This window comes from Propionispira arboris (genome assembly GCF_900109225.1).
Taxonomy (GTDB): Bacteria; Bacillota; Negativicutes; order Selenomonadales; family Selenomonadaceae; genus Propionispira; species Propionispira arboris.
This window is the reverse complement of the sequence record NZ_FNZK01000011.1, coordinates 128,289-146,210: the sequence shown is the minus strand read 5'-3', so window position 1 is coordinate 146,210 and position 17,922 is coordinate 128,289. Positions and strand designations below refer to the sequence as shown.

Here is a 17,922-nt window from a genome sequence, read left to right as displayed (position 1 = left end):
TGTTAATCTGTGATGAATGGGGTTATGTGCCATTGGACAGAGAAGCTGCACAATTGCTGTTTCAAGTTATTTCCGACAGCTATGAGCGCAGGAACGTTGTTTTGACAACCAATCTTGAGTTCAGCCGCTGGGTGAGTATTTTTTATGATGAACAAATGACCGCAGCCATAATTGATCGGCTGGTACACCATAGTTATCTCTTGCTTTACGATGGCCCTAGCAACCGCATGCGCGATTCGCTTATGCGGCAAGATGGATAAAATTCCCCACCCATATAGGTGAGGAAAAACTTTTGCAAAAGTGAGGAATTTTCACTTGCAAAATACAGCGATTCGAACGCGGGACCCACGGCTTAGAAGTTTTTCGGCTATAATTTCATTGGTAATAACAGGCTTATATATATGGAAGCTGCGTAAAATTCAGTAACATTCTTCTATATAATAGCCTTCTATTCACCTCATATGATCGTGTATTGGTAGACAAATTGGTCAACACACAAATGCAATTAGCTGTCTGTATTGATGTTTCCACTGGTAGTTAAATGATCTTTTCCTTTACTAGGAATAAATTAAAAATCAACCCTTGGGTTTAGGTAAAAACATTAAGAATAGGGCTACGACTTTTAACTCTTACATCTTAGACGCTTAAACTATCGACCACTGTCATCTATTTTAAAGCTTTTAGTTTTTTACGAATTTTTTGCATATGTCTTTTGGTACCACGCTCAATATTTTCATTTCCACTAAAAACCTTTTTAGCTCTATTAATATATGTTAAAAAATTGCCGCTGTGTTTATTATCCATTTCTTGAGTAGACTTATCAATCTTCGCGCCACGTTCTGAATATCCCAAATACAATCTTTTGCAACTGATTTTATTTCCATTGGAGGACACACCACGATTCTGAATTATTGTTTCAAGCTTTCGGTACATACGATAATAATATTTTGAAAGCGTTTTGTCTCTTACAGTTACAGTTTTTCCATCAAAAGTAAAGCCCAAATAATCCAAAAAATCTTTTCCCTTTTCGCCGTTTATTATAAATTTATCATTACAGTTATGCAAAACATTTGTCGTATACTCAAAAATTTGCGTTTTCTTTGATTCTAACTGCAAATCAGGAATTGCATTTATAAATTGACAAATAAAGTCATACTGTTTTTGAAATACTTTATCATTCCCCATTGGCAGTACAATAATAAAATCATCACTATAACGCATGTATAGACCTGATTGTGATTTTACATAATCATTGACTTGTTTATCAAACTCCAACATATACACATTTGCTAATACAGCACTAATAGCCGACCCTTGTGGAATACCCTTGCTTCTTTTTTTACCAGGGCTTAAAAATTGATGTTTATTGTCTTTAAATTGACGGAGAGTAAGAATTGTTTCTTTTTGATTTAATGACCGTCTGCCCTTGATTGTATTTTCCATTTTGTTTAGTAAAAGCAAATCGCTTAAATTCCATTCAGAATATTGAGTAATATTTTTAAATACAGCATAATAATCATCAGGTAACTCTTCACATGTGAGTAAACTGCAAATCTGTTTTTTTAAATATTTATGATTTAACGAATCAAAAAAATTCGTAAAATCGCCAACAAAGATATAACATGACTTTTGATTCCTGATAAAATCTATTGCTTGCTTGGCAAAATGTATATTATTTTTTTTTAAGTTATTTCTATAAGCAACAGCCACTTCTACGATACCATCGTCACTAGTCCGCTGATTGTATATTTCATTTAATAAACATGCGTAATATTGATAAATACATCTGTCAATATGCGCAGAATAACATAATTTACGTTTCTTTGATTTTACACCTTTATTTTTATTGTATTTGGTATAGTCCTTATCATAACAAATAAAAGGATAAAAATGGTGCTGAATAATTTTTTGAGGATTCGTTACATAGTCCCAAGCCGTTTTCATAGATATTCTACCGTCAAAATGAGCATAATGTTTTAACGGAATACTTTTTAATTGCTGTTTCATTTCTTTATTCATCGCAAAGCCTCCATAAATGCGCAATACCCACCAGCATGGAGGGTAGCATTCCTCAGCTGGCAGGTATACAAAAAAACATGGCATTCAGTTTTTAGTAAAGATTAAGCTGGATACCAGCTACCCGAAAAATCGCTCTAATTATAGGCTATGTTATAATAACCTGGGAGGAATGTCAAATCGACAGCATCAGAATCACTTTAATAGCAATCATGATATTGTTGTTAGTATATCCGCAGACTCGAAAGTTCTTGACGACTTTCTTGCAAGAATTTCTTCAAGAACTTGTCATCGAACACTTGACAACAATCTCCTGCTCCTATGTCTAATTCCATAGGACATTTTCATTTTACCATTTTAAATATTAACTTACAAGTTTTAATATATATTGTCCCTTAAATGGGTTTACTTACAATTCGCTTATATAAATTTGGATTTATTTTATCAGTCACAATGATTAGATTGTAGGTTCAATCCCATCATCAACTCCAGTGTTATCAATACTTCCAAGGTTTTTCGAGGCTTTTTTTGTTTAAAATTAGCTTTATCCTTAAAAAAATATTATGATTTTTCACATTTCATATATAACATGACTTAATCAACAAATTATATTTTTTTGCATATATCTAACTACAAGCTATGAAATTAAAATTCTAAAACATTAAGGATAACATACTTCGTGAATTCTGCACTAGTATATGCTGCATAAGATTGATAGTCATTGTTTTTTTGCGAATCAGCATAATCACTTATAGATTTTATGCAAATAGGAATTGTTGTTTTTTTAACTGTAGATTGCACCGCAAAAAACACTCCATAAGATTCCATATCTAATCCACAAGTTTTTCTTGAATGCTTTAAAATTTGCTCATTTACAATATCTTTACTAGCTATTACTGCTGCTCCACAAGCTAATGGACCTTGTACAATGTTTAAATCCCATTTAGGTGGGCTGTTCCACTGCTTTTTGATTTTACACAAAATATCAGTATAATCATTTCTCAGTTTTTCTTTTACTCCAGTATCCAGCGCAATGTATTTAGGATCCGGTGAAAAAGTGACCTTTCCATCGTTCTCAATATACTTCCCACCACTATAATTCCAAACAACATCTGGAATTATTATATCCCCAAAATTATTTGATTGATCAATACCTGCTGCGATTCCCGCCATTATAACATATTTAGGGTTAAACTTATAAAGTACTTTTGAGGCTAACGTAGCTGCTGCTGCTATTCCCATTTCAGTTTGTTGTACTAAAACCACATCAATTTTATCATTCAATTTGGTTTTATAGTATGTACTAGTATCATCATCAACATATAATACTTGCCATTGAGAAGAAATCTTCTTAACTGCTTGGAATTCAATGTCCACAGCCGTAATTATTACACACTCACACATATATGTCTTATTCTTTTCTTCAAAAGCCAATATATATTTTACTTTATCATTTAATACTTCTTTCCATTCTAAAGAAGATTCATCATATTTTAGCATTAAAAATGCTTTATTAAAAGGCACTTGTTTTTTTAAGTCTTCATATGCCGTCAAAATTACTATTTCTCTTGGTTTCTTATATCTATGCACACCTATTATTTCATTAATAAAGTCACAGCCAGCATTATCTTTAGGCTCTTCTCCTACAGCATCTGGCATATTCAAGTCCAAAATCATTAAATCAAAAGTTTCTTTAATTAGACTTTTTTTTGCATAACTTACATCAATTGCATATACAATATCCTCTTTAGAAATACCTTCAATTGATTGCAAAAGTTTCCCTATCTCTTTTAGTTTTTGTGTTTCATCATCTACTAGTAATATTCTCATCATGCACCTTCTTTATATAGTTAATTAAAATTTGATGCCATTCTAATGAAGATGAGTCGTATTGAACTATTCCTAAATACTGATTCCCAAATTCATTCTTTATATCTTTATCAAGTTGCTTAATGTTAACCTGCTTATCATTTTTCCCCAAAACATCAAATGCTGTAATAACAATAACTGCCGTTTTGTTCCCAATTCGATCCATTTCTTTCATTATATCAATACCAGCAAAAGTTTCAAAATCATTATCTTCATCACTATCATATTTAACATCATATAATGGTAAACTCATATCGATCAAAATTACATCATAACAATTTTTTTTAATCGCAATAATTCCTGTCGTATAAGACATTTTTATGCATACATCTACATCGTTTAAATAATTTGTGATAGCCATTTTGACCTGATTAGCTTTATCTAATTCATCTTCTATATATAATATCTTCAAGACTATCATCTACTCCTTTATTTTTATATTTTATGTATCAAATTCTCAATACATAAGTATATTTTTATTTCAAATTCTCTATTATCTATGAAACAACGTATCGCATATTGTATTCCTAAATCATAACTTAATGTCTTCTTTATTTTTCTTAAACCAGTCCCCCCCTCAATTTGTGTGTATTGACTTATATTATTTTCACTACCAGCCTTTTCTTCCAATACTTCTCTTACTTTTTTTTCAAGATTATTACTATCTATTTCTTTTGAAAAATTATTTTTCATTTTTATTACTAAATATTTTTCATTAAACTCTGTATTATTAGGAGCTACCTCATGTAATTCTTTCTTATCATCTTCTGTAATTTCATCAGACATGCTGACTTCTATTTTTAAATTATTCAAATCATCAAACCCGTTATGTTCCATTACATTATTAAATAGTATCATCATTATATCAATAAAATAAGCGAAATATACCCCCGAAAACTTCATTTTACATTCAATATTATTTTTAAAATTTATATTTTCTGTATTACTATACAAATTCCTTAAAATTTTTGTAGATATCATCATTAATTCGCTCATTGTAAAATCTTGATACTCTACATCATCTTTATAAAAAACATTTGAAAACTCTTGAATTGCCCCTTCCACCTTTGGTTTTACCAAGGTTATGTTATTAGTAATTTCTTCTACTATTTTTTTGATTGTACTGTCCTGCATTTTTTTTATATTTAATTCAAGTTGTTTTAAAATATCCATATAATATTTTAGAACTTCATCATTTAATCTACACCGTATTTTTTCTAATATACTATCAGTGTGACTCCAAATATAATTTATTACAGAGTCAAACAACATATCAAAAGTTTTTCCACCTTCTTTTTCAAAATCATTTACATAAATTGTCAACTCATTAAGAATATTTGAATAATCAAACATTCCTGATTCATTTGGATACAGTTTTATTTGTATCCATTCTGTTTTTATCTCAGATACTTTCCTCTCTATTTTTAAAGTAAACTCGGATAAAGATTTTTTTAAAATACGATAATCTTTTTCTTGTGTCTCATTAATTTTAGAATCCCAGTATTGACTAACATTATATTTTTTATTTTCTCCTGTAGAAGAAACTAATAACAAATTTTTTTGTCTAAACATTTTAGTTAATTGTGTATCACAATAGCCATGTCTTATACGAGAACTCAAATATGTATTCATCCCATATTTTTCATTTCTTAAAAATTCTTCTAATATTTTACTTAGAATACCTCTTAAAACAATGACTTTTTGAGCATACTGTGGTTTTTCACCCATACTTTTATTTATATTCGATACAATATTATTAAGTAATTGTACAGATGTTTTCCCTTCTATATCCATTTCACTTATATCATTTTGAAAAGATTTCATCGCAATATATTTATTAAAATTTTCTTTCAAAACATCTTCATTGGCTAATTTAATTTTTTTAACATCCGCAAATATTTTTCTATTACTAATTTGCTTCGTTCTTTCATTAACTTCCCGTCTTGTAGTAATATCATTAATCTCGCCAAGATACATTTTTTTATTTTGTTTATCAATTTCGCATAGTATTCTTAAAATTTTTATTCGACACTCCATAGCCTCTTTACTATTTGTAGCTAATCTAACCTCCCGCTTTATTGCATATTCAGTGCATATATTATTTAAAAAGAAAATTAATTTATTTACATTTGTTGTATTTTCTTTTTTTATTATATCCTCCACATTATCTATGTTGTAAAAGTCCAAATAATTAGAAAGTACTATTCTTTGTAGCTTCAAATCCATTTTTTGATACAGATACACATAAATAGGATAAGATATATTTCCATCTAAATTTACATTTCCCCCCATGTTTTTTTTGTCTATCATTAAAGATAAATTGCATCTTTTTATGATATTTTTATTATAAAAATAAGAGTTAACGATCAACTCACCCGCACTTTCCAACTTGTTACTTGACACATATGCTAAATATAAATATTTAATTATTTTCTCCATTTCATAATCACTAGTATACAACTTTTTCTCAATTAATTTTTCTAAAAAACTTATTGCTATTTCAGATTCATTATTTTTTATATAGTATCTTGACTTATAAATTTCATTTCTAAATTCCGAACAAAATTCGTTTTCCCATTCTTTAAATCCATTTATTTTTTTATATAAATCTACTGTTTTCTTGCAATGAAGCAAAAAGATTTTCAAGTATTCTTTTCTTTCTTCATCTGAGTTCAAAATAAAAATAAAATTTGGGGTCAAATTTATGTCACTTATTAAAGACAGTTTTTGCTTTTTCACATCAGTCACAAAATTAGTTTTCCTATCTATGAATCCTAATAATTTATATTTCCATGATGTATCTTTATATATTTTTAAATAAAGATTCAAGTTCTTCAATGAAAACTCATACGATTCATTTATTGAGTAAACATTGTATATATCATGTAATATTTTTATATTACATGGAATTTCATTCTTACTGTTAATACATGATTTTATTAATAATATTAAAATTTGAAAATCATATATTCCGTTAGATTTAACGTCCTCATTTATTAAATCAATAACCTTATTATAGTGACACAATGTATATTCTTCTATAATAAGACATAATTTAGTTGCAACAAAATCCTCTAATTGATTTGCAGAAAAATTTAATCTAATATTCATATTGGATATATGTGTATCTTGTAACTTCGCCATCCCCAAAACAAATGATTTTCCGATTTCAGAAACCTTTTCATTGACGCACATACATTGTAATAATTCTACATAACTATTATACAGATCTACAATAGACATTTGGGCATCTAACTGTAAAATAAAACACATATCTTTTAAACTTAAATCTATTCTATCTAAACCTATCTTAAATAAAAAATAGTTTTTTATTGAAACCTGTGTGCTACTTTCATTTAATACTTTTACAAAGTTTTTTATATGCTCTTGATAATTTATAAAACTCATATTGCGTTCTGCTCTATAACTTGAAAATATTAATAATATCCTCGCAAATTCATTAGGTTGAATACCCGAAAAAAAAGATTCTAATTCTTTTTTATTTTCTTCTAATCCTCCTATAGATTCTGCTAGTAACAATTTTTGTCCACAACTCCATATAGATATTCCACAGTTTTTCTCAATTTCTACTAATATCGTATAAGCATCAGAATATTTTTCTGAAAAAACCTCACGTTCATACAATTTCTTTAATTTAATGTATTTTTCTAATCTCTCAGTAAATCCACATAATAATGTTACACAAAGTTTTTCAATATTTTCATATTCACTTAGTTCATTGAATTGCAACTCATAAGTAAGTAAATCTTTAATATTTTGTGAAAAGAAAAATCTATTAATATTGTTTTTAATTATTTTATTCTTATTAAAAAACAGTACACTTTCTTCCATTTTTTCTTTATTATCCCTAAGCAAAATAGAAAACATTGCATATTTTTGTTTTTCCCATGTATATTTAGAAAGATTATGTTCAAGATTTTTTAATGCTTTTCTCCTTGTACATCTATTCATATATTTTTATCCCTCTCGATTTTAATAAGATTGATTCCCATGTAAAAATCATCCAATTTTTTATATCACTTAACATGTAATGTAATACCGTTGGGGGCTTTATTTGAAATTAATATGGTCTCATTTAAAATTTTACTTACCTCTCTTACCTTCTCTATAGTTTGCTCTTTTTTAAAATTAGTTGCAACTAGATTTTTAGTAAACTGACTGATTTGTTTTACTATTTTCTCATTAGAATTATTATATATACTAATTTTTTTCTTCGCCCTGCTTATATCTACATAATAATTATTACGACTATTTAGTTGTTTTTGTGTAAAATCAATATTAATAATAGCTCGATCTACTGTCACGCCTTGCGCCTTATGAGTCGTCATTGCATATCCATGATCAAAATGATTATATTCCATTGTATTAATTTTGATTGCTATATTATTAGTTTCTACAACAAGTCGACATTCACTAGTATTTATTACTTTTCCCATCTGTCCATTCATCACGCCTAATTTGTAATCATTCTTAAAAAACATAATTTTATCACCTATCGAAAAATTACGTTTACATTCATCAGATTTTCCCGTTTGAATCTTATATTCAAGTCCCTCTCCCAACCTTCCATTTTTTATAAGTGCTGCCCGGATAGAATCATTAATAGCAATTCTATCCTTGTTTTTTGCTGTTAATACAATCGTATTTTTTTGTTCTGCTGGCGATAATTCTACATATTCTTTCGTTATTGCCTTAAATCTCTTTGATGTCGACGGTATTTCAAAAGTATGATCTGCAACAAGTTCTAAACTTTTATGAATATCACCTGTTACAGATTCTTTTACAGCCTGTAATAGTGTTTCATTCTTTTGCCGTCGGATATCAGAAAGATAGCATGTACTAATTTGACCAGATTGCACTAAATTTGAATAACTGTTTCCTGCTCCAACTGGTGCAAGTTGCTGATAATCACCAACAAGGACAACTTTTGCATTTTTAGCTTTAGCCGCGGTCTGCAAATGTACCATAATATTATTATCAGTCAAGCCAGCTTCATCAATCACCCAAATTTCCGGCTTTTTACCCGAGAGAAGTCCTTCAAAATCCCAAGTTTTCTTCTGGGAAAAGTCTTCATCTTTTATAGCGTTTCCGGCTTCTTTTTCTAATTTATTTAAAAGAGAATGAATGGTCGTGCTTTTTATCTTTGCCTCGAATTGTAACCCTTCCGCAGCTTTTCCCGTAAAGCTTGCGCCAATAACGTTATAACCGTTTTTCTCAAGAACTTCACGGGTTGCATTGAGCAGATATGTTTTTCCTGTTCCAGCAAGTCCCTGAACGGCTGAAAAACGATCTCTTGATGTTGCGATATGCAAAACTGCTTCTGTTTGCTCTTTTGATAATGTTAAACCCTGTTCTTGTGAAATATGAATTAGGTCACTTTTTACCTTTTCTGCTAAGAGTGCCTTCATTTTCCCTTGTGATTGTACTATATTTTGCGTTATTTGCAGTTCTGCTGCCTGATTTTCCGGTGAAGTATAGTAGATATCCTCTCCGTTTGATATAGGCTTGCCAAGGCAAATCAAATAGCTCTTATTCAATTGTGTTTCAAAATCGATTCTTTCCATTCCAGCAATACAGCCTTCTGCTAAAACAGCTCGTTCAAGCTCTCGTTTCGAAAAAGCATATTGATGTTCAGATAGTCGATTGACCGCCTGATCAAAAGCATTCCGCTTATCTTCTTTGACGACTTTTATTGGCTCATTTACTTTTTCAACTTGAATACCACCAGCTTGCAAAATGCTTTCTCTCCACGATTCAGTCAATTCGCCTAAGTTTCTATGTTCTTTCGCTTTTCTACTTAACAGTGCCGCTCTTGAAGCGTTTACCGCATCACCTACATTCCATGATTTAAGCTGCTGCAAAATTTCCTGCCGCCTAGTAGAAAATCGCTCCAGCATTTCCTGTTCAACACCTTTAATCTCAAAAAATCCTTTTTCATGATCAGTTATTTCAAGGGAATATCCTTTTTTCTGCAAATTTTTAGCAAGTTGATTTCTATAAAGTTGACCATAAAGTATTTTATTTTGATATATGGATTCATTGGAAACAGCATAGATTTTTTCGTTATACATGGTCTTATTTAATATAACCGCATGAGTGTGTAGCTGCATATCACTGTTTCTACTGACGTAATGATTAAATTTGCCGCAAGCCATATTTCCCGTTTGAATTGTTTCGGTAATACTATTTTTTGTTATACGCGCGGCAATTTCATTTGCCTCAATTTCATGCAGAATTTTTTCAACTGCTTTATTATGGCAAGTAAGCATATCTTTTTTCATCTCTTCGTTCATGACCATAGCGACACTTACAGATTTTGGCGCGGAAAAAGTAAGATCAAAACCCGCTCGTTTCGGATTTTGCAAAACAAGTTCATTGAACTGCTCTGGCTCAAGAGAATGAATAGGCAAGGCAAGCTGTTTGCACAGCCTGCCTTGCCATCGATCACCGTCCTGCATATCCCGCGCATAATATCCATCTTTTTCATAATATGAGCTTGCCATTTTTGCAGTTACATTGCTGATAGATAACATGTTCCCGTCTCCTTAAATTTTAAATTCGCGAAGTTTCACACTTGTTTCCGGTAAATTGATCTGATTATTTTCTTCAACATCTTGCTCTATCTGCTTGTCTTCAAATAAAGAAGCAAATTTCCTTGGAATAAATGCCGGATTTTTATTCTCCATGTATTTTTGAGGTATTTTTAACTTTGTAATATCATATTCAGAAATACGGCAATATGCCGTGCCTACGGGTAACTGTTGCAATTCTTCCGGCATAACTAGATACTCTGTGTGTTCTTGTTCATTATTGCTTTTATTAGCAGTATCTTCTTTTACGTTGATACTATGATTTTCAGCTTTTCTCTTAACTTGTTGTTTGCCTATACCATCAGCAATATCTCTAGCTGTTTTGGGGTCATTCAATCGAAAATAGAAATTGGTATTAAAATTGTTAATAAACGTTTGTAAGTTATCTTTCCCATATTTTTCAGCAATTTGTCCAAAATCCTGCGACGCACAAATAAGACTCACTCCTTTACTTCTTCCTACGGTTTCTAACGGAATTAAAGAATCCATTTTATCCAAAGTGCCAATCTCATCAAGAATAAAATACACTCTACGGTGCAAATCATCCGGCAAACTAAGCATTGTCCTGCACATTAAATCCATAATCATGGTCATAAGCGGGGCAAAGGCTTTACTATACTCTGCAATATTCAATAAAAACACATTCTGCCTTGTTGGCTTGCTTGCCCATGCCCGAAAGCTAAAGTCCCCATCCAATCCGCGTAAATTCTTAAAAAAAGCAATTTGCTGCATTAAGGTAGCTAAAACAGATGCAGTCGTCTCACCGCCATCTGCGGACAAGAATTTCAATGCATCTCGCTCTCCGTCTGGCAATGTTTTTATTGCTTTTACAATGGTATCTCTGTCTGCACTGAAAAAATTCCACAATGCATCATTCGTGGTTTTCTTATTCCGAACTAAATAAAGTAATCCGGCTCGAAAAATGGTTGATGCGCTATCATAGAAGAAAACATTTGTTTTGGATGGCGCTAAAAATAATGCTTTACTTATAGCATCTAATTCAGGTTCTGTCGTAAATTCCTGGAAAACAGACCAACCAACACAACGATTATCAAAAGGATTAAAAATCACATCACCTGCTTGGTAATGTTTTTGCACGAATTCACCCTTGATATCATAAAACAATATTTTAGGAGGCAGCTCACTCACAGAATTTGCTTGCTTCTTTTTTATTTGCTCAATCATTTGATTAATTAAAACACCTTTTCCTGTTCCAGTTGTGCCTAAAATCAATATATGTTTCGTTACCATATCATCTGGGATAATTGTTGTACCAATTCTTATTCCACTGCCTTTTGATTGCGCTTGCCAATATCCATCAAATTTCTTTTGCGAGATAATTTTGCTACCTCGCATGTATTCTTCAATCGGACGGCTTTTCGATTTATCTATAAAGTACCATATATACAACAAAGACAATATGTACGAGAAAAAGCTACATTTCAACAACAAAACAACATGTTCATATTTGCCACCAGAAGTAAAGTTTGCTAGTTCCTGATACCAATTTCCCGGCAGTTGCATCGTTTTCTCAGATATTCGATTATCAAAAGCACTTGCATATTGTCGTAACTGTGGTTCAACGTCTAATGCCTCCATGCTTGGTTCCGGATTATCTGGATAGGCATATGCCATAAAATACTTGATCGTTACTTTATAATTGATTGTTTCTCCCGATAACGTATAAAAATTTGTAAAGTACATCATACAACCACAAAAGAAAATTTGCAAAATCACACCAATTTGTAATCCTCGCCCTATTAGCTGCACCATTTTTTTTAAATCAAATACAAATTCATTTTCAGCTTCGTAATTTGCCATTTATCAACAACTCCCTTTATTGTTCCGTCACATATTTTTCAATTTGTTCTATTATATTTTCTGCATCGGTAGTGCCTATTGTTTTTACCAATAACTGATAAATTATTTGATTCGTGATCAAGCCTTGCTTTTGTAATGCTTCTATCTTTTGATTTATATTTGCATAAAAATCTATCTTATTTTGTATACTCCCATCGGCAAAAAGCAATTCACGAACGAATGCTGAAAGATTTTTATTATTCGATGCAGCCATTTTTTCCAAACGTTCTTTTTCTGCATAGCTCATCCTAAAAGTAAATCTTTCCATTTTAAATCACCTCGTTTAACACATCAACCATCATATTTATATGCGAGTCATTTTCAATATTCAAGCGCACTTCATACTCATTGCCATATTTTATAATGACTTTATCCTCTTCAATTTTTGTCTCACACAAAATAAGCTCTATGTCTTCTAGCCCTTTAATCTCTCGTAATGCTGATGTCATATGTTTTAATATCGATATTCGGATTTCTGTTTGACGCCTAAGATCAGACCTAAGATCCTTACATAAGCGTTGCATAGCTTCCTCTTCTGTCATAATATAGCAATCCTTTCTCTGCTAATTTAGCAGACATATTTTTTCTTAATTTACAAGGCTCCTATCATTTTCCGTCTGCCAACGTCTGACATTTGGCAGACAGAAAAATCCAGTGATAGCGCAGATTTAAAACAATTATAAATTGTGTCAGGTGTGATACTTAATTATACGCAGTATGATTAAGTATCGAGTAATAGAGCAGTACTTTCTATTATTGTAGTATTAAAAACTTGTTATATTAGTGTCCTTCTAAGCGGTGACCGCTTAGAAGGACACGGTATATTTATTTCTTAACAAATTCAATAATATATACATTATGGCTAAACTGCCCCTGTTCAGATCGTTGCTGCTCTACGCTAAGATACCCGTTTCGCATTAAATCTTTAATACTATCCGTTAATGTAGTTTTCCCAATTTTCAAATCAGCGCAGATTTTACTTCTGCTCGGAAATGCTCCCGAACCAAATGTACAAAGATAAGCATAAACAAGTTTCGCAGATTTCTTTAGTGCTTGATCCTGCATTACTGTTTTACCAACCTGCCCATATCCTTTTTCGTATATTGTCCCTTTATATTGAATTAACGCATCGCCCATAGTATACTAATTCCAATCACTTTTTTTGTAAGGTATTTCCTCTATTGAGTGTGTAACTTTTTATACTTCCCGTAGCTTTTGTTCAAGTGCTTTAACTGCTTCCTCCTGCATCGAAGGAAGTAGATGGGAGTAAGTATTAAGCGTCATGGCAATTGTAGAATGTCCTAATCTCTCCTGTACAATTTTAGGATTTACTCCAGCCATTAAAAGTTGACTCGCATGCGTGTGCCGTAAATCATGAAAGCGAAAACTGCGGTCAATACCTACTTTATTTAACAATGGTTTAAAAATTCGTTTTGTAAAATTACTTGGATGCAATATATTGCCAAAAAGATTTACAATCACTAATCCATTATCCTTATATTTATCCCCCAATATAGCTTTGTAAGAATTTTGCCAATCTTTATACTTTTTAAGTGCTGAAATGGTTGAATCCATTAATGAAATTTGCCGTATTGATTTTTTTGTTTTCGGTTCCTGAAAATACAAGCTTGGCTTGCTTGTATTTGCTGACCGTTTAACATATATCAAGCCACTATTTAAATTCACACAGTCCCATTTTAAAGCTATCAATTCCCCTAAACGCATGCCTGTCTCTAATGAAAGCACTAAAATTATATACGGAACGTCTCCATACTGTTTTTTAAAGTCCTTTGACTGTGCAATTAGATTTTTTGACTGTTCGAACGTTAAAATTTGTATGTCACGTTTAATAGTTTTGACAGCAACCGTATTTTCAATGGCGTTGTTTTTCACAATACCATCTTTTTGTGCCTGATCAAAAGCTGCTCGAAGATATTTCCTTGTAGCATTTACTGTACTCGATGAAATACCTTTTCCACGTTCACCACCTGTTACCAATAATTCATTAAATGTTTGCTGAACCTGAATGCCAGTTATTTTCTGAATCGCAACATTGCCAAGTCTTGGTTTAACATAACAACGCAAGCAAGATTCATATTTATCAAATGTTTTTTCTCTAACTTTATTTTTTGCATAATTGATGAGCCAAAAATCCAGCCACGCCCATAGCGTCGTTTTTTCGCCATCAGGCAAAAGACCTGTTTCAATATCGCGTTTCCATTTTTTCCCTCGTCGTAACGCTTCTTGTGCACTTTTAGCGGAAAAACTTTTTCGCTTTACTATACCAGTTCTTATATCGATGTATGAAAATCGTGCTATATAATTTTCTCTGTGTTCATTATAAGCAACTGTACCTTCGCCGCGAAATCTTTTATTCCCCAAATTATCACCTTATTTACATTTTAGATTTTCTCTGATACACGGTTTATGCAAAATGACTTTTTATCTTTTCCATGCTATAATTTATATGTTGTGTGAGGTTAATAGCTCTTCGACGAACCAAGCCGGGATCAGCGGCTTTCTTCCGATTTTAATGGCTTTAATCTCACCTGTTTTTATTTTTGCATATATCGTACTCTTTGAAATTTTGTTATTTAGAACCTGTGTGCAAAATTCATCTACATCGTATAATTTTTTATTTGTTGTTATCATACTAGACTCATCCTTTCTAATATCTTTAACCTTTAAAAAGAGTTTATCTGAACTTATCTTAAATAAATCCGATATTTTTTCTCTAATTTTTATAGAGCCATTTGATTCAGCACATTCAAGTCGTTGATACATTCTAAGCGAAATCCCTATCATATCAGCTACTTCTTGTTGCGTTAAATTATTTTCAGCTCTAATTTTTCCAAGCATTATTTTCATTTTCTCTCCCCCTTTCTATTAAACGACATTAAATGTCGTGTTTATATTAATATAATAACGACATTTAATGTCGTTGTCAAGTATTTGAGGTGGTTTTTTGTCATTATTTAACGAACGATTAAAAATATTGCGAACACAATTCAAAATAACTCAACCCGTCATTGCTTCAGAGCTAAACATAACGCTGCGGCAATACCAACGCTTTGAATCTTTAAAAGGTGATTTCAAGCCTAGTTATGATGTATTAGTGCTGATATCTGATTTTTTTTATGTTTCTACTGACTATTTATTAGGTCGTTCAGATGAACCTCAACACGACTATTATTTTCAAAAAACTCACAAGATATTAACTCAAAATATGCCAAAACCTTTTATTGATTTATTAACTTATGCTACAAATGGAGGTATCACTAAAACCCCTCCATTATTAAATGATAAATTTAATCTTTTGAATGCATTCAAAAATTGGAAAGAACTTATTTTTCAGTTTAATGAATCAATAAAAAAAAGAACCAAATATCGTGAAAAGGAAGAAAAAATTTATTACGAAAATTCCTCTAAAAATATTTCTTATATTGAAAGCGTTCACCCAAAAGTTTATGGCTTATGGGACTTGTTTAAAGAAAAAATCATTCATAATATCGAAAATCCCTATCATCTTGTTGATTATGATCGATTTGTAAGTCCCAACGAACCATATCTTGAATACAGTTTACAAAAACTAATTAATTATGAAACATGCTATACTGATTCTCTTACTAATGAAACATGGTATATTCCACCTATTCCGAAAGTAATAGGAACATATTTATATCCGCTAACAATAAATGACTTGAATTTATTGTAAAAAATTTGTTCTCGCGTAGATCAGAAAACTAGCATTTTACCAAATAAAGGGAATGGCTAAGTATTTAAAATTACTTAGCCATTCCCTTTATTTGGTCTACAAATTGGTTTACAACAACAAAAAAAGCCTTAGCAAAATGCTAAGACCCTTGATTACAATTGGTGCGACTGCCGCGATTCGAACGCGGGACCCACGGCTTAGAAGTTTTGTCCTTAAAGCGCCTTCTTCCATTGATTTAACTGGCTTCATCGACTTTTTCTATACCATTTCAATAAAAGCTTATTCTATTGATTTTACTGGCTTTCTTCGTTATTAAACTTTGTTATTGTGCCCATTTTGTGCCCATAGCAAATAATAATTAAAATGGTGTGTAGGACTTAAACCTGCACATCGCTGGCACCAGATCCTAAATTTTTAGTGTGTATAGTTATATAACTTCGCCCTTGTATCACAGGGATTAAACAGCATATCGACACGTATAGCAACATAAAAAGGTGACTGCATCGGCAACTTTGATTTATATAATAAGGTTTTTTTCTACAAGCTCAAATACTTCATCCAACACGCTGATAAAATCACAGCCACACCTATTGCTTAAGAGAATACCATGCAAAAACACAATTTCTCCAAAAATAGTTCATAATAAGCAGTTGTATATCCTTGTTAATAATAAATACATTTCTTATGCAAGGCTTATATTAGTTAATAAGTTTTTTTAATTCTAAGGGAATTTCATCCCAATTATTTGTCGACCACCATTCAACACCTACGGAACTAAGCACAACTCTAGCAAATTGTTCACGTATTTTGCCTAAAGCTTCTCGTCGTATTGGAATAGGAGATTTTCCTGTTTTAGACCAACCTGCTTTATCATTTATCGTATAGCCCTCCATATATTCATCTGAAATCTTTATTTCAGCATTTTCTATTAAATCTGATTTAGCAAGTAAGCCTACAGCTATTTCTCTATTTTTTTCCATAGAGCACTTCTGGAGTATTTGTCTAACAAATATGTCATTAAACGAAAATCCAACAAAAAGTGGAACCTTTCCATTGGATATGCTAATTGATAGAGGATCTGCATATTTTCCACATAAATATGCCTCTCCATAACTGTGTTCTGAAAGCACAATATTGCTCTTATCTTTCAAATGCATACTACCATGTACATGAATTATTATGTGTTGACATGGATGCACTGTTTTTACATCGTAATTTCTATCACAACTTTTAATAACAATATTGCGTTTAGCTAATTCATCTTCAATTATTGTATCATAATTAAAAGTCAATACACATGTCGGCTTTCCAAGCTTATCATTGACATTTATTAAATATTCAATAAAATCGCAAACTGTATATAATAATCGGGAAATCTTTCTGTTTTTTTCTGAAAGTATTTTTATCACAGCCTGAGCTATTTCTTCTTCACTAAATACTGCAGTTAAAGCTTGTGTCAATTGCACAAGATTTTTTGCAAAACGCATCGCGTATATAGTACCTAACACTTCATCCTTATAGAGTCCTCGACCCTTCAATAAATGAATAGAAACTTCTTTTACTAATTCATTCCATGCCGGAAGACCACATGAAATTGATACACCTGCTCCAATTACAAGTACAATATTACCTTTGTTTAAATTTTTCTTGGTTCGAGAAAATAGAGTTCTTGCCTTTTTTTCTATAGGTATAATTTTAGACGTTAAGTCATTAGCCCATTCTATTTCTAACGCATTTTGTGTGTCAACAACTTCCCCGTTTCTTGCCTTTTCAGCATAATTCATACACTCGCCACTGCCTTCACGTATTTCCGTCATTTACGCATCGCTCCTTTATACCCTAAATGGCAAA

Annotated in this window: 15 protein-coding genes; 3 read left to right on the top strand and 12 right to left on the bottom strand. The window is 31.5% G+C overall.

Annotated elements, in window-relative coordinates:
* Window positions 1-260, top strand: a 260-nt coding sequence (locus BMY14_RS11960; RefSeq protein WP_177177580.1) for an ATP-binding protein, incomplete at its 5' end; no start/stop codon positions are given.
* Window positions 261-666: 406 nt separating this feature from the next.
* Here the strand turns inward: BMY14_RS11960 and BMY14_RS11955 are convergent.
* From BMY14_RS11955 to BMY14_RS11905, 11 genes are all read right to left on the bottom strand, one after another.
* Window positions 667-2,019: a reverse transcriptase/maturase family protein gene (locus BMY14_RS11955; RefSeq protein WP_091832051.1), complete on the bottom strand. Its 1,353-nt coding sequence runs from the start codon at window positions 2,017-2,019 to the stop codon at window positions 667-669.
* A gap of 642 nt (window positions 2,020-2,661) precedes the next feature.
* Complete coding sequence (locus BMY14_RS11950) at window positions 2,662-3,849, bottom strand: phosphorylase family protein (RefSeq protein ID WP_091832048.1); 1,188 nt, start codon at window positions 3,847-3,849, stop codon at window positions 2,662-2,664.
* Window positions 3,824-4,297 carry a response regulator transcription factor gene (locus BMY14_RS11945; protein WP_091832045.1) on the bottom strand — a complete coding sequence of 158 codons (474 nt, stop codon included), beginning with the start codon at window positions 4,295-4,297 and terminating at the stop codon, window positions 3,824-3,826. Before BMY14_RS11945 ends, BMY14_RS11950 begins: the two co-directional genes overlap by 26 nt.
* A 23-nt stretch (window positions 4,298-4,320) precedes the next feature.
* Window positions 4,321-7,857, bottom strand: a complete 3,537-nt coding sequence (locus BMY14_RS11940) for a hypothetical protein (RefSeq protein WP_091832042.1) — start codon at window positions 7,855-7,857, stop codon at window positions 4,321-4,323.
* 65 nt (window positions 7,858-7,922) lie between these two features.
* Complete coding sequence (gene mobF, locus BMY14_RS11935; RefSeq protein WP_091832039.1) at window positions 7,923-10,439, bottom strand: MobF family relaxase; 2,517 nt, start codon at window positions 10,437-10,439, stop codon at window positions 7,923-7,925.
* A gap of 12 nt (window positions 10,440-10,451) precedes the next feature.
* A complete protein-coding gene (locus BMY14_RS11930) occupies window positions 10,452-12,317 on the bottom strand; it encodes a type IV secretory system conjugative DNA transfer family protein (protein WP_091832036.1) in 1,866 nt (621 codons plus the stop codon).
* Between the two features lie 16 nt (window positions 12,318-12,333).
* Window positions 12,334-12,624, bottom strand: coding sequence for a hypothetical protein (locus BMY14_RS11925; protein ID WP_091832033.1), 291 nt, complete (start codon window positions 12,622-12,624; stop codon window positions 12,334-12,336).
* Window position 12,625: 1 nt separating this feature from the next.
* A complete protein-coding gene (locus tag BMY14_RS11920; RefSeq protein ID WP_091832030.1) occupies window positions 12,626-12,898 on the bottom strand; it encodes a hypothetical protein in 273 nt (90 codons plus the stop codon).
* 283 nt (window positions 12,899-13,181) lie between these two features.
* Window positions 13,182-13,493 (bottom strand): helix-turn-helix domain-containing protein, encoded by a 312-nt coding sequence (locus tag BMY14_RS11915; protein WP_091832028.1) that lies wholly within the window; start codon window positions 13,491-13,493, stop codon window positions 13,182-13,184.
* Window positions 13,494-13,553: 60 nt separating this feature from the next.
* Window positions 13,554-14,738 (bottom strand): tyrosine-type recombinase/integrase, encoded by a 1,185-nt coding sequence (locus tag BMY14_RS11910; RefSeq protein WP_091832025.1) that lies wholly within the window; start codon window positions 14,736-14,738, stop codon window positions 13,554-13,556.
* An 81-nt stretch (window positions 14,739-14,819) separates the two neighbouring features.
* Window positions 14,820-15,224: a helix-turn-helix domain-containing protein gene (locus BMY14_RS11905; RefSeq protein ID WP_091832022.1), complete on the bottom strand. Its 405-nt coding sequence runs from the start codon at window positions 15,222-15,224 to the stop codon at window positions 14,820-14,822.
* A 97-nt stretch (window positions 15,225-15,321) separates the two neighbouring features.
* On the opposite strand from BMY14_RS11905, the gene BMY14_RS20580 reads away from it, so the two are divergent.
* Both BMY14_RS20580 and BMY14_RS20365 read left to right on the top strand, forming a co-directional pair.
* Complete coding sequence (locus BMY14_RS20580; protein ID WP_177177579.1) at window positions 15,322-16,071, top strand: helix-turn-helix domain-containing protein; 750 nt, start codon at window positions 15,322-15,324, stop codon at window positions 16,069-16,071.
* Between the two features lie 136 nt (window positions 16,072-16,207).
* Window positions 16,208-16,387, top strand: a complete 180-nt coding sequence (locus BMY14_RS20365) for a hypothetical protein (RefSeq protein WP_143063169.1) — start codon at window positions 16,208-16,210, stop codon at window positions 16,385-16,387.
* Between the two features lie 382 nt (window positions 16,388-16,769).
* On the opposite strand, the gene BMY14_RS11895 is transcribed toward BMY14_RS20365, so the two are convergent.
* Window positions 16,770-17,888 carry an SIR2 family protein gene (locus BMY14_RS11895; protein WP_091832019.1) on the bottom strand — a complete coding sequence of 373 codons (1,119 nt, stop codon included), beginning with the start codon at window positions 17,886-17,888 and terminating at the stop codon, window positions 16,770-16,772.
* Window positions 17,889-17,922 lie beyond the last annotated feature (34 nt).

Excerpts from the sequence above, each read along its gene's own strand:
- BMY14_RS11955 (WP_091832051.1), bottom strand. The coding sequence starts at position 2,019 with ATGAATAAAGAAATGAAACAGCAATTAAAAAGTATTCCGTTAAAACAT.
- BMY14_RS11950 (WP_091832048.1), bottom strand. The coding sequence starts at position 3,849 with ATGATGAGAATATTACTAGTAGATGATGAAACACAAAAACTAAAAGAG.
- BMY14_RS11940 (WP_091832042.1), bottom strand. The coding sequence starts at position 7,857 with ATGAATAGATGTACAAGGAGAAAAGCATTAAAAAATCTTGAACATAAT.
- mobF (WP_091832039.1), bottom strand. The coding sequence starts at position 10,439 with ATGTTATCTATCAGCAATGTAACTGCAAAAATGGCAAGCTCATATTAT.
- BMY14_RS11930 (WP_091832036.1), bottom strand. The coding sequence starts at position 12,317 with ATGGCAAATTACGAAGCTGAAAATGAATTTGTATTTGATTTAAAAAAA.
- BMY14_RS11925 (WP_091832033.1), bottom strand. The coding sequence starts at position 12,624 with ATGGAAAGATTTACTTTTAGGATGAGCTATGCAGAAAAAGAACGTTTG.
- BMY14_RS11920 (WP_091832030.1), bottom strand. The coding sequence starts at position 12,898 with ATGACAGAAGAGGAAGCTATGCAACGCTTATGTAAGGATCTTAGGTCT.
- BMY14_RS11915 (WP_091832028.1), bottom strand. The coding sequence starts at position 13,493 with ATGGGCGATGCGTTAATTCAATATAAAGGGACAATATACGAAAAAGGA.
- BMY14_RS11905 (WP_091832022.1), bottom strand. The coding sequence starts at position 15,224 with ATGAAAATAATGCTTGGAAAAATTAGAGCTGAAAATAATTTAACGCAA.
- BMY14_RS20365 (WP_143063169.1), top strand. The coding sequence starts at position 16,208 with ATGCTAAGACCCTTGATTACAATTGGTGCGACTGCCGCGATTCGAACG.
- BMY14_RS11895 (WP_091832019.1), bottom strand. The coding sequence starts at position 17,888 with ATGACGGAAATACGTGAAGGCAGTGGCGAGTGTATGAATTATGCTGAA.